Annotated in this window: 9 protein-coding genes; all 9 read left to right on the top strand. The window is 43.7% G+C overall.

What is annotated here, in order from left to right; genetic code table 11:
• Nucleotides 1-56 precede the first annotated feature (56 nt).
• Nucleotides 57-620 (top strand): RNA polymerase sigma-70 factor, encoded by a 564-nt coding sequence (locus D1136_RS05640; RefSeq protein ID WP_161876648.1) that lies wholly within the window; start codon nt 57-59, stop codon nt 618-620.
• 80 nt (nt 621-700) lie between these two features.
• Complete coding sequence (locus D1136_RS11025; RefSeq protein ID WP_161876647.1) at nt 701-1,879, top strand: FecR domain-containing protein; 1,179 nt, start codon at nt 701-703, stop codon at nt 1,877-1,879.
• Nucleotides 1,880-1,913: 34 nt separating this feature from the next.
• Entirely contained in the window at nt 1,914-3,053 is a 1,140-nt protein-coding gene (locus D1136_RS05630; protein ID WP_161876646.1) for a TlpA disulfide reductase family protein, read from the top strand.
• 6 nt (nt 3,054-3,059) lie between these two features.
• Nucleotides 3,060-4,034 (top strand): hypothetical protein, encoded by a 975-nt coding sequence (locus D1136_RS05625; RefSeq protein ID WP_161876645.1) that lies wholly within the window; start codon nt 3,060-3,062, stop codon nt 4,032-4,034.
• 47 nt (nt 4,035-4,081) lie between these two features.
• Nucleotides 4,082-7,456 (top strand): SusC/RagA family TonB-linked outer membrane protein, encoded by a 3,375-nt coding sequence (locus D1136_RS05620; protein WP_161876644.1) that lies wholly within the window; start codon nt 4,082-4,084, stop codon nt 7,454-7,456.
• Nucleotides 7,457-7,469: 13 nt separating this feature from the next.
• Entirely contained in the window at nt 7,470-8,864 is a 1,395-nt protein-coding gene (locus tag D1136_RS05615) for a RagB/SusD family nutrient uptake outer membrane protein (RefSeq protein ID WP_237566997.1), read from the top strand.
• A gap of 24 nt (nt 8,865-8,888) precedes the next feature.
• Nucleotides 8,889-10,688 (top strand): hypothetical protein, encoded by a 1,800-nt coding sequence (locus D1136_RS05610; protein ID WP_161876643.1) that lies wholly within the window; start codon nt 8,889-8,891, stop codon nt 10,686-10,688.
• Between the two features lie 14 nt (nt 10,689-10,702).
• Nucleotides 10,703-12,208 carry a PKD-like family lipoprotein gene (locus D1136_RS05605; RefSeq protein ID WP_161876642.1) on the top strand — a complete coding sequence of 502 codons (1,506 nt, stop codon included), beginning with the start codon at nt 10,703-10,705 and terminating at the stop codon, nt 12,206-12,208.
• Nucleotides 12,205-14,238: a S8 family serine peptidase gene (locus D1136_RS05600; protein WP_161876641.1), complete on the top strand. Its 2,034-nt coding sequence runs from the start codon at nt 12,205-12,207 to the stop codon at nt 14,236-14,238. The genes D1136_RS05605 and D1136_RS05600 overlap by 4 nt, the downstream gene beginning before the upstream one ends.
• Nucleotide 14,239: the final 1 nt, after the last annotated feature.

The following is a 14,239-nucleotide window of genomic DNA, read 5'->3' as shown; positions in this document are numbered from 1 at the left end:
AGTAGTTATAAAAATATGGGTTAACTTGTATATTTGCCATTGTTAAAATTAAATAAATGCAGATTTCGGACACCGGACTTTTATTAACATATCTGTCGCAGAAAGATAACAGAGCCTATGGTCATTTGTACAGTGTGTATTACACTGCATTAAAGACGGTGGCTTGTTATTATGTAAAGGATGAGGAAGTGGCGGCTGATTTGGTACAAGAGGTGTTTGTTTCTTTGTTGGAGGTTTCTCATCGTTTTGAAACGGCCGATGAAGTGAAATATTTTCTGTATAGTGCTTTAAAAAACAGGTGTATCAGTTATTTCCGTAAGCAGAAAGTCCGGAACAGATACAGACAAGCAGTATTGCATTCTGGTGAGCAATTAGAACATTTTTGGGAAAAAGTGCTTGAAGAGGATGTGTATGCTCATTTGATGGCTGCTATTGATACTTTACCGCCACAGTGCCGGTTGGTGATGCTTCTTTCGCTGGAGGGGCTGAAAGCTTCTGAGATTGCCTCCAAGCTTCATATTTCGGAAGAAACCGTTAAAGACCATAAGAAGAACGGCAGACGTAAACTTTTACGTTTGCTTGATAATCCTTTCCTCTGTTTTTTAATATCTTCTTTATAAAATCACCGTGTTTTTTTATCAGACACCCCCTTTTTAGTGTGTGGTGCGTATTGTAAATATAATTGGTAAAAAAGCGTAAAGTGTGGTTTTTAAATAATCGTAAACAGTTTTTTGAGTTATCTGGATTGATATCCGGCTTTTTAGCTGGTACACTATCGGAGCAACGGCGTGAAGAGTTGGATTCCTGGGTGGATGAGAGTGAAGAACACAGGGTATTGTTCGGACGGATTTGTGCAGAGCAGACTATGCGGGAGAAGATTCACAACTACTGTGAGGAGGACGTTCAATCTGCTTTTCATGATTTTTTGCAGAGACGCCGGCAATTGACTTTTAGGCGGAGAATTTACCGATGGGCGGCATGTGCTGTATTGATGTTGTTGTTGAGTGGTGGTTGGTTGCAATGGCAGGCAATCCAATTGGAATCGTTCCCGGGTAATGTATTGTCACAGGAGCTGGAGGTGGCGGATAGCAGCAGGCGACCTGTTCTGACCCTGGCTTCCGGAGAACGGATTGTGATTCCGGAGAAGGGCCTGGTGTTGGAGAGTACAGTGGCAGGGCAGCAAGTGATGGCAGAAAATGGATTTCCGTATCAGCATGCAGATACTTTTTCTTATTCTGAATTGGTTTACAATACGGTGAGTGTGCCGCCGATGTGTGATTTTTATTTTGTCCTCAGTGACGGTACGAAAGTATGGATGAACGCAGCTTCTTCTATACGTTACCCTGTGAAATTTGCTGCGGATTCCCGCACGGTATATGCCAGTGGTGAAGTTTATCTTGAGGTGGCCAAAGATAGTCGGCGGCCTTTTTCAGTTGTGGTGGACGGGATGAGTATCGAAGTGTTAGGCACTTGTTTTAATGTGCGTGCTTATCTGCATGAAAACGAGACAAAGGTTGTTTTGTCTGAAGGAAAAATAGCTACGCGGGTGGGAGAAAAAAAATATACCCTTACTCCTGGTAATCAATTGTCTTTAGAAGAAAGCTCCGGAAAAATAGATATCCGGAAGGTGGATGTTGCCGATGTTCTGGCCTGGCGACGGGGTTTTTATGTGTTTAAAAAATGCAATCTGACGGAAGTGGCTTCGACTTTACAATATTGGTACGATGTGGAAATTGTATTGAAGGGAGAAGTGGCAGCCCGTACGACTTATACCGGTGTGGTGAATAAAGAAGAAGCGATAGAAGTGTTTCTTGCCCGTTTGGAAAAAGTGTCGGATGTGAAGTGTTCCCGGAAGGGGAAAGTAGTGATGATTCAATAGTATAGTTATACAATATTAATTTAAGATCAAACGAATGAAAAAGTGGATAATCTTAGGATGTTGCCTATTGGTGGCAGAGTGGACGTTCGGACAACAGAACGGGAAAACGGCATCCGGAAATGCGAAAGTGTATGAAATCAACGGTGGTATCAGTGGTGAATACCGTGGAAAAGTGTATTTGGTGAGGGAGGAGCGTATACACGGACCTCAGACGCGTATTGACAGTTGTGAGGTTGTGGATGGGCGTTTCCGTTTTACCGGTGAGGCACCGGAGCATTCTGTTATCCATTTTATCCAGAGTGCAGACGGACAATTGGCACCGATATTCCTAGAGCCGGGAAACATTCGGATACGTATGCGTGCTGACTATTTCTTAGGAGCCAGGAGTGAAGGTTCTGTCAACAATAATTTGTGGAATTTGCACCAGTTGTTTGTTGAATATAAAAAAGACAGTATACGTCTGGCAGCTGTTACAGACTGGGCGCGTTTTGGAATGGGGACTCCCGAACAGCAGGCTGAGAATTTCAATTACCGAACCCGTTTTCAGAACGAAAGCAAGCTGGAGATGGAAAAAGGCATGGTGAGGTATTATAAAGAGTTGGCTTTTGCGCCTTTCATTCTTTTGTTTGAGATGACCGGCGAACTGTCGTTGGATGAATTGAAAGCCTTGCGCAGCCAATTGGACACTTGCCTGAATAACCATCCTTACACCAAAGAGTTGGACGAGGTGATAGCCAATAAGGAGTTCAAGGTTGGCTGTGAAGCACCGGCTTTTGTCATTCGCAGTATGAACGGTGAAGAAATAGAATTGAAAAATTATGCCGGAAAATATGTCTTGTTGGATTTCTGGGCTTCGTGGTGCGGACCGTGTCGCCGGGAGATGCCGAATGTCGTGAAGCTTTACAAGGAATGTAAAGGAAAAGGTCTGGAGATTATCGGTATATCCCTGGACAAAAAAGAAGCCGATTGGAAAAAAGCGGTGAAGGATTTGGGCATGACCTGGCCGCAAGCTTGCGATTTTTTAGTGTGGGAAGGTCCGGTAGCCCGGAAATATAATCTGAGTGCGGTGCCTTATACTGTATTGATTAATCCGGAAGGGAAAGTGGAAGCGCTTGACCTCCGGGGAGAGCAGTTGGTGAATACCATCAAATCTTTGTTAAAGAAGAAAAAGTAAGTTGCTATGAAAAAATGGTTTTTAGGTTTGTGCAGCTGTTTGCTCGTTTGGGGGCTGCACGCACAGAAAGTGACTAAAATCAGTGCTGTTGCCGACGGTTATAACGGAAAGGTCATTGATTTCGAATTTATTGACAATCCGGACAATAATATGCAATTTCCTTATGTTTCAGGGCAGCGTATGGAATTTGAAGTGGAATTGAAAGAACCGGCCTTGGTAAAAATCAATTTGTGGCTGTGGTTGATGGTATGTCCGGGTGATGAGATTCATGCTGACATTCATTATGACGGAAAGAATTACCGGACGGCAGAGTTTAGCGGAACCCCTTCGGCAGTGGCCCTCAATGAAGCCATCCGTGACGGACGTAATCACCGGGTTGCCGGACGTTATAAGACCAATCCGCTTGCGGCAGTAGTGACGCAGGTGCCGGCAGACAAATATTATGCAGAGACACAGGCCAACTGGAAGAAGGAGCAGGAGTTGCTGGAGGCGGTGCGTTCCCGCGTAAATCCTTTTGCTTATGAATATGTTTATGCGGAGTTGGAAGGCATGTATCTTTCCAATTTAGTGAAATATCCTTATGTCGTGTCGGATGTGGCGAAAAAGCATATCGGTGATTGTATTCCCGCCGGTTATTGGAATGTGCTGGATGGTTATCGGGTGAAAGATTCCAAAGCTGCGTTGAAAAGTTTTACTTATAAAAGCTGGTTGCTCGATTATAAGGAGTATACCGACAAACTGAAAGCTCGGAATGCCGGACAAGAGTGGAAGTATGTCAGGGATTTACAGAAGTCCTATGACGGCTTGGTGGCTTTTTATGACGGGAATGTCCGGGATGCCGCTTTGTATATTCTGTTTTACGATGCACTGACCTCCCAACGGGATGATTTTGACCTGATTGCCAAACTCAGCAAAGAGTATTTCAAAAAATACAATAAAGACAAAACTTATAGAAAAGAATTGACCGAAATGCAGAAATAGACCTGTGTGTAAGTCGATGTGCATTTACTAACTTAAATATTTAAATTATGTGGAAAAAAAGACTATTACAAGGTATGTCAGGATACCGATTCCTTGTTTTTGCCTTGTTTATGCTGGTTTTTTCCGGGGGATTGAGGGCTGCCGGAGAGGATGAGTACCAGAAAAAGAAAATTTCACTGCAGGCAACCAATGAAACGGTGGAGGAGGTATTGAATAAAATCGGTAAAGCGGCGGATGTTCGTTTCTTTTACAATCATTCAGCTTTGGATTTTTCGAAAAGAATTACTGTCGATTTTAAAGACCAGGAATTGCGTAATGTGATAGGACAGGTGCTGGCGAATTATTCTGTGGATGTGGAGTATCAATTGAACCATACGGTTGTGTTGCGGCCTAAAACTCAGATGCCGTCTATCGGCGTGCAGAAAGTGAACGGTACGGTCCTTGATGTCAAAACCGGAGAAGCTTTGATCGGGGCAAGTATTGTTTTGAAGGAACAGCGGGGTGTGGGAGTAGTGACGGATGTGGATGGGAAATTTCATATCGAATTGATAGAAGGTGGAGCGACAGCATTGGTTGTCAGTTATATCGGTTATCAGACCGAGGAGGTGAAACTGCCGGCTACCGGTAATCTGGAAAATGTTACTGTAAAATTGACACCCATGGTTGCCGAGTTGGAAGGAGTGGTGGTGACGGGTATGGCGCCCAGGAAAGTTTCCGGTTTTACCGGCCGTTATGTTACGGTGAAGGGAGAAGAGTTAAAACGACTCAACCCGAATAATTTGTTGCAGGCATTGTCTATATTTGATCCGAGTTTTCATGTTATAGAGAACAATCAGTATGGTTCGGACCCGAATAAATTGCCGGAATTTCGGTTGCGTGGAGATGTGCAATTGGGGGCAAGCGACCCGACTAATTTCCAGATGATGATGGGAGATTATTCCAATCGTCCCAATATGCCCTTGTTTATTTTGGATGGTTTTGAAACTTCCTTGCAGCGGATTGTCGATTTGGATCCGGAGCGAGTGGAGTCCATCACGATATTGAAAGATGCTGCCGGTACGGCGATGTATGGTTCGAAGGCCTCCAACGGGGTGATTGTATTCGAGACCAAGAAACCGAAACCGGGTGCGCTGACCTTGAATTACAGCGGGAATGTCGGTGTTTCCGTGCCGGACCTTTCGGATTATAATCTGATGAATGCTTCCGAGAAATTGGAATATGAACGCCGTGCCGGATTGTTTACCACTACTGATATGTTGAATTACTACAACAGGTACAAAGAGGAGGTTTTGCGTGGAGTCAATACGTATTGGTTGTCGCAACCGTTGCGTACTGCTGTTACCCATCGTCATACATTGGGTATTGAAGGCGGAGACGAGGCTATCCGTTATTCTTTGGGCCTGAATTACGGCAGTGAATACGGAGTCATGAAGGGTTCGGACCGTACCAATGTGGGATTAAATTTAGTATTGTCCTATCGCCGGAAGAAATGGAATATCAGCAACTCATTGAATATGACGAATACGGATGCAAACAATTCGCCTTACGGTTCATTTTCAGAGTATACGAAGTTGAATCCTTATTATCGTCTGACGGATGAAAACGGACAATACCAGAACGTCATTGAAATGAAACCGATGGCTGTCGGAAGTAATCGGGTAACGATAACCAATCCGTTGTATAATACGCAGTTTCCGTATAAAGATTTGACGAAAAATTTCAGCGTAGTGGATAATTTTTCTTTGGAGTATGCGATTTTGGATAATTTGCGTGTAAATGGCCAGGTATCGTTTACCAAGAGCCATGCAAGGTCTGAGCAATTCAAATCATCACATCATACAGATTTTGCACCTGAAAAAGTAGAAGATATCACCCAACGCGGTACTTATGCAAAAAGCATAGGTGAGTCGATAGGATGGAGTGCAAATGCTTCATTGAATTATAATTACGTAAAAGGCAAGCATGGATTATTTGCGTTGGCACGATGGAATGTTGAATCATCTAAAAGCGATGGTGTCAATCTGTCTGCCAAAGGTTTTCCGGACGATAACATGACGGATTTCCTGTTTGCTTTTGAGATGGACCGGGATGTGAATGGTAATGAATCTACGAATCGGTCGGTGGGTGTCTTGGGTAGTTTGAACTATATGTATGACCAACGCTATTCTGTGGATTTCAATGTTCATGGTGATATTTCTTCGCAGTTTGGTTCGGATACCAAGATGGCACCTTTCTGGTCGGTGGGTGTCCGCTGGAACATGCAGCGGGAAAAATGGCTGGCCGGAACAATTATTTCCAACCTGACGCTGACAGCCAACATGGGTGTTACCGGTTCGCAGAGTTATTCTCCTTATCAGGCAAAAGAAACTTATTCTTTTACTGACCTGATGTTTCCTTATCCGGGAGCGGATGTTTTGGGGGCGCAGTTGATGGGAATCGGTAATCCTGCGTTGAAATGGTCGAAGACAAAAGCGAAATCGGTGAATTTGGAGGTTGGTTTATGGAACAGCCGTTTGAATTTATCCGCTTCTTATTATCACAACTATACAGACCAGATGTTGCTGTCGACAAACATTCAGCCTTCAACGGGTTTCCCGACATTGACGCGGAATGTCGGCGCGGTGTTGAATGAGGGTATTGACGTTACTTTAAACGGTTTGTTGATCAGTGATTATGAGCGGCAAATCCAATGGTCCTTAGGTGTGAACTTTACCCATAACCGGAACGTGATCAAGAAACTTTCCAATGAATTGAAGGAGATGAACCAGAATAATCTGAACAATCGGAATGAGATTTTGCCGATTTATGAGGAAGGCGAATCCACTTCGGTAATCAAATTAGTGCCTTCGTTAGGAATTGATCCTGCTACAGGAGAGGAACTATTCCGGAAACTGAACGGAGAGAAAACCTTTGTCTGGGATGCTGCCGACAAAATACCGGTGGGTGATACAGAGCCCAAGGTACGTGGAACCATTCCTTCCTCGTTTATGTGGAAGAATCTGAGTGTAAACTTAGGATTTTCTTTCCAATGGGGAGCTGACCGTTTCAATCAGACTTTATTGGATAAGATTGAAAATTCGAATATTTCCGGAAATGTGGATAAACGGGCCGGTGGTGCCGACCGTTGGAGTCCGACGAACCGTTATGCGAAGTATAAGAGAATCAGTATTGAAGACCAGCATACTCCGACAAGTACCCGTTTCTTGCAGCGTTACAATGAGTTTGCATTCACTTCAGTAGCTATCGGTTACCGTTTTGAACCGAAGTATTTCAAGTTCCTGGAAACGTGTAAAATTGCCAGTCTGTCGCTGAATGCTTCCATGCAGGATATCGGCCGGATTTCCACAGTGAAACAGGAACGGGGATTGGATTATCCGTTTGCCCGGAGTTTCAATCTTTCTGTGTCTGTGTTGTTTAATTAATAAGAGGGAGGTTATGATGAAAAAAGCAATAATAATCACAGGAATGGCATTGGCTGCATTGTTGACCGCTTGTTCGGATTGGGTGAATGTTTCTCCCAAGCAAGAGGTGGAATCCGATAAATTGTTTACATCGGAAAACGGTTATAAAAGCGCCTTGATTGGAGTATATGCCCGAATGACGTTAACTGAGAATTACGGGAAAAATCTCTCCTACGGTTATTTGGAGGAGCTGGTACAGCGTTATGACAATTACGACCCGTCTTTGGCTCCGACGGATGCCAGACGTGCGGAACGTTATGATTACAAGAATAATACCGGAGCCAAAGGATATGTAAATACTGTCTGGCAGGAATTATTCCAGACGATAGCCAATTTGAATAATCTGTTGAGACGGTTGGATGATAACGGCAAAAATGTTTTGGTGACTGACGGACTTTGGGAGCAGATGAAAGGTGAGGCGTTGGGGTTGCGTGCATTCCATTATTTCGACTTGTTGCGTTTGTACGGACCTGTTTATTCTAAGGACCCGGAGATGAAGTGTTTGCCTTGGCGTACGGAGTTGAATGCCGATCAGAAAGATTTACTGCCGGCGAGTGAGATAGCAGGTCATATTATTGATGATTTGAAAGAAGCGGAAAGTCTGTTGCAAGGGGATAATTTGGAAAATAATCGGCAACATCGGATGAATCTATTTGCTGTTAAAGGATTATTGGCCAGGGTTTATTTGTGGATTGGGGACAAGGAGCATGCAGCTGTTAAAGCCCGTGAAGTGATTGATGAGTGCGGTTTGGAATTGGTCGTGAACAATAGTCAGGATGTTTCCATGTTTGATGAGACGCTTTTTGCTCTTGGAATGGATGATATGGAAGAAAAACTTCGGAGCGATTGGGCGGATTTGACGGTTTACGGTAATGAATTGTACATTTCGCGTGAGAATGCGGAAACGGTATTCGAGGCTTTGCGCGGTATCGGACTGAATGATATCCGTTATCGGAACGGTTACGGATTCATACACGGAGTAAACGGAAGAATGTGCAGAAAGTATTTGGGTAAAAATGTGTTGTATTGGGAAAAGATCCCTTTGATTCGTTTGTCTGAAATGTATTACATTTTGGCAGAGTCGGTTTCTTTGTCGGAAAGTGTGACTTATATCAATCGGGTACGGAATATTCGTGGTATTTCCCGGGTGAATAATTACCAGGCAGATGATTCTTATGATGAGGATGCCCGTATAGAAGCTTTGAAGTTGGAATACAGTAAGGATTTCTTTGCAGAAGGACAGTATTTCTATTTTTTAAAACGTCACAATTGTCAGAGTTTTTATCGTTGTCCGGTGGATGATATGACACTTTATTATGTGTTGCCCACGCCTGATGATGAAATTGCCTATGGCACAGGAAATGAGTAATTATACCATAAAAACGACAAGAAGATGAATAAAGTATACATATATATAATATTCTTTTGCGGGATAATGGCTTGTCAGGAGGATGACCTTGTGCAGTATTCCCAGGAGAAAGATGCCATACAGTTCGATCGGAATTATGAGAGAACCCGCGACTTTAATTTTGCGACGGCCTATGAAGTCCGGAAAGATTCGAATTATTACTGGGGAGATTCGCTGCAAGAGATCCAGATGACTGCCATTTTGCAACTGCAGGGTTTTCCTACACCTGACGAACGGCCTTATAAATTGAAATCTGTCTTGGTGGAAGGTCAAGATTCGTCCAAGGTGGCAGAGGTCCGTTTTGAGCCTTATTATAGTCTGGCTCCCAATCAGTTGATTGATACGGTCGTGTTTACCGTTTTGCGTCCGAAAGGCAGGGGAAATTACACTATAGGTGTAGCGATAGATTCGGAGGGAGACGATGCGTTCTTTGAGAAAGGAGCGGAAGAGTGTTCTGTATATCGGTTGAATATATCGGACCGTTATGATGAACCTGCCGATTGGCGTTACCGGGAAGAATGGTTGGGGGAATTTGACCCGGAAAAATATGCCTTTATGGTAACTATTGGCAACAAATTATTCAGCCGGTCAAATTATCGCATGTGGTCGCGGACGGATTTGTACAATGCCGATTTGCGGGCTGCGTTGGAGGCGTTTAATGCCTCTGTTCCGGAAGAAGAGCAGAAGAAATTCAGTTTTCCCAATATGCCGAAATACGTGTGGTGGGATGACCAAGACAAATGGTTAGGAGAATTTTCCATAGAGAAATATGGATTTATTCAGGAGATGATAGAAAATTACGGGGATAAAGAGGAAGAGTTGCTGGCAAATTCGAAATTGGAATGGTGGAATTTACGGTTTCGCGAAGAGTTGGCCGAGACGGAACGACCTGGGATTACTTTCCCGAGAAATACAGAACGTTCAACTTGGTGGAGGGAATCTTTTTTAGGAGATTGGACGTTGGATAAACAGGAGTTTGTGGTACTGAATCTTTTCCCAAGGAGTAAATATCAAATCGGGGAAACGACTTGGGATTACGCATCGTCCGTATTGCGCAGAATTCTGGACCGGCATAATATTGAAAATCCCAATGAACCTTTGAACTATGAGTTTATAGATGAGGGTAAACCGGACTGGTGGGGGTATTTTGAAGACTTGTTCGGACCCTATTCGTCGGTGAAACGGGATATCGTGGTGGAAGCCGTGCTGAATAATAATATGCAATGGGGAGAGTACAACATAAATATCTTGAAAGACGGAAACAGTTCCGTGGTTCTCAATATTGTACCGCGGATAGCAGCCGAGATTAAAAGTTACAATGCAAGCCACCCGGGTAATGAGATTACCGATTTTCCTTCTAAACCGGCTTGGTGGGATGTTAATTTGTTAGGTGAGTACTCGGAAGAGAAAGAGGCATATTGCGAGTATGTCATTAATGAATTTCAAGGAGGTCAATGGTGGACGAGTAAAATAGGAGAACATTGGGCTACTGTATTCCGTTGTTGTGTTGGGTGGTATAATCAGAAGACGGGTGAAACACTGGTGAATGATTTCCCGGTTACCGATGGCAAATGGTATTATTGGGACAAGTATTCAGATGTTTGGGGTGAATATTCCGATGCGAAAAAGACGTTTGTTTTGTGGGTTTTGTTCCGAAATATTCCCGGATTTGGTGATTCTTGGGATTATATGATGGGGAAAAGCCAAGCCCAAAAATTGTTAACCGATGCTTTGAAGGAATACAACGAAAAGAATGACCCCGATTTGCCTTTTAATTTTAACTGATAAAATTTCACAATATGAAAAATATATTTTTGATATTGATTTTTCTTCTTTTGGGTGGATTGCTCGGATGTTATGACGACAAAGGCAACTATGACTACAAGGATATCAATACGGTAAGTTTCGTGATACAGCCTGAAAGTGATAATGGTTCTTATCGTTTTAAGGTACGAACAACTGATTTTGATGTTGTCTTTTCTCCTGTCGTGACCCAAACTCTGCTGAATAATGAGGATGCTCTGGAGTATTTGTGGGTAGTTTCACATAGTGAAGACGGAGAGATGATAGTCGATTCGGTCACTACGAAAGAACTGACTCTCACTTTTCCTGCCCAAAAGACAAAGACTTATGCTGTTCGTTTTTGTCTGACGGATGCAACTACGAATGTGAGTACTTATGCCGCATTAACTATGCGGACAGTGAATCCCTATATAGATAGCTGGCTTGTATTAAACGGTGAGGAATCGGAGCGGCGTATTTCGGCTGTGGAAGATCCGGATTCACTTCATTATGTTTATACGGAGAATGCCTGGACTGATATGGGGAATGCTCCTCGTTTCCAAGATGCTGTCGGATTGATTTATTCTCCGCTGGGATTGAAGAATAATACGGCTCCGGAATGTATGTATGTAATTACTGCAGACAGTTTATTGGCACTGGATCCTTTTGCCATGCAGGTAAAAAGAACCAATAAGGAACTTTTCTCACAGAAGTTACAGAACGAGGACCATGAGTTGTGGTATGGTATGGATGGGAGTCCTGTGGGTGGAATTCCTTTATTGGTGGATAAAGATTATAATTTTTATTATACCACAACTAGTAATGACGGAGTATTTCTCGACCCTTATCTGGGTTTAGTCAAGGGAGGGTGCCGTGCTTCCAAGCTGGTTATGTCATCAGAATCGAATGTAGTTTGTATTTGGGATGATGAACAGAAGAAGTTCATGTATCTTCCGGGAGGTGATGGTGCGGTTTATGAGGTGGAGGATAAAGAGTATGATTGGACGGACAAAGAAGTGGTTTGGTTAGGTTTGGATAATGTGTTACCGGAAGGAGATAATAAAGGAAGAGTGGCCTTGGCCTTGGTCAGGGAACAGTCAACGGGGTATTATTGGACTTATCATTATGATTCTGATGGAAATAAGTTTACGCGGGATTCTATCGGGGAATTAACCATTGATAAAACTACGAAGTTCGCAACGACGCAGGCTTTTGAGAATCAATTTTTTTATACAGTGGGTTCTAAAGTGTACCGTTATAATGTGGCCGGAAGAGAGGCTGAGGAGTTATACGACGCAGGTGCACCGATTACCCGTTTGAAATTCCGGATTAATGAAAGGTCGAATGTCGGAAAGAATGATTTTATGCGTTTCTTGGGTGTTGTCGTTGATAAGGGAACAGAAGGAGAATTACATGAAGTTGTGCTGAGCAATGCCGGTGATGTGGAGGATGTTCACGTATTTACGGGTTTTGGTCCGATCCAGGATATTTGTTTTACTTTAATTAATCGTATTATGTTATGATAAAGAGTAAGTTAATATATACGTTGGTGGTTCTGCTGGTTGTAGCTTGCCAGAAAGAGGAACTTAATGTGACGGTACCGCGGGATGATTTTTCGGTTGTTCCTGGTTATGCGGGTAATGTAAAAGGCCAGTTGCAAGTCAAATTCCGTGAGCTGTCGCAAGATTTGGAGGTAACGCCTACTGCTGCCGGGTTGGAGACGGATAACAACGAATTGACAGAGGCTGTCAATCGTATAGGGGGTGTGCGTGTGGAGCGTTTGTTCCCTTACGCCGGGAAATTTGAAGCACGTACGCGGAAGGCCGGCTTGCATTTATGGTATAAAATCTATTTTGATGAGGAAGTCAATTTGGATTTGGCTGCTCGTGTTTTGTCAGGCGTTTCTGAAATAACGGATGTGGAACCGGTGTGTCTGCCTACAGCTGATGCCGTACAATTTCCTTACTATGACCCTTGGTTCGGTCGGCAGTGGTTTTTGCAGTATGCAGGTTCTGACTTGGAGCGTGAACTCGGACCATTGGCAGTATCTTCGGATATAGATGCGGTTGAGGCTTGGGAAATTGAGAAGGGGAGAAAAGAGGTGATTGTCGCCGTTGTGGATACGAAAGTGGATGTAGGGCACGCGGAATTGCGTCCTAATTTATGGGTAAATTACAATGACTGGCCCGACGGAGTGGATAATGATAATAACGGGTATGTGGACGATGTGTATGGTTACGGCGTGGCTAATCAGCAGGATGCAGACGGTCACGGTACGCATGTGGCAGGAATTATTGCGGCAAAAAATAATAACGGTTGGCCGGTTTGCGGAATTGCGGGGGGGGACAATAATCAGAATGGGGTTCGGTTGATGGCTTGCCTTAGCAGTGGTGGACCAACGGCTATAAAATATGCCGCTGATAATGGTGCTGTGATTTGTAATAACAGTTGGAGTGTAAAAGTCAATAAAAACAACCGCAAGGCGTTGCAGGATGCTGTAAATTACTTTGTGACCTATGCGGGGATGGATGAAAACGGAAATCAGACGGGGCCGATGCGTGGAGGTCTTGTATTGGCTTCTGCCGGTAATGAAGGACAGGAACTGGAAGAATATTATCCGGCTTCTTTGGATAATGTGATGGCTGTGGCGGCACTGCGTCATGATATGAAGAAGGCTGCCTATTCCAATTATGGTTCCTGGGTGGATATTTCCGCTCCGGGTGGCGAAGGAGGCAATACAGGTATTTACAGTACGTTGGAAGCTAAGAATTGGAATTATAACAGTTTGTTCGGATATGCAGCGGGAACCTCTATGGCGACACCTGTTGTGGCCGGTGTTGCAGCATTGATTGTATCTAAATACGGAGGACCGGGTTTTACTCCTTATGATGTTGAATATCGCCTGCTGCATGGAGTGAAACCGGTGTATGAACATAATCCCGGATATGAAGGTAAACTGGGGGTAGGATGTGTAAATGCGTTGTTGGCTTTGCAGATTACACCGGAGCAGGTGAATTATCCGCCTTTTGTTTCTTATGACAAAGATTTTTCGCAAACAGGTATCTATTATTACGGGGACAGGGATGAGTATGAATTCACCGTTGAGGAACGCAATGGTGAAGAGATGACCTATATGGTGGACGACCCTACCGGTTCGGTTACCCACACCCGGAATGGCGATAAGATAGTGCTTTCATTGAATAATAGGAATTGTAAAGCAGGGGATCATGTTATCGTACTGACGGTGACAGATGAGTCGAATCTTTCGACGTCCGTACAGATACCTGTGAAACTTTTGCCGGAATTATTCAAAGAGGTGGAAATAGAAACGAATGTGGTGGATAAATTGACTGTTCGTGCCAGTATGACGTTCAGTGGTGCGGTAAAGGCAGAGTTGTTTGATACATCCGGTAATTTGGTTCTTCGGGATAATATGACGATCTCATTGAGTGAGCCGGGCATTCTTGATCTTTCGGGAGTGGATGGAGGAAACTATGTTTTGAGACTGACCTGCAATAATAAAACGATAACCAAGAATATTATAAAATTGTAAT

The sequence above is a fragment of the Odoribacter sp. Z80 genome (assembly GCF_009935865.1).
Lineage (GTDB): Bacteria > Bacteroidota > Bacteroidia > Bacteroidales > Marinifilaceae > Odoribacter.
This window is presented reverse-complemented; position numbering and strand designations above follow the sequence as displayed.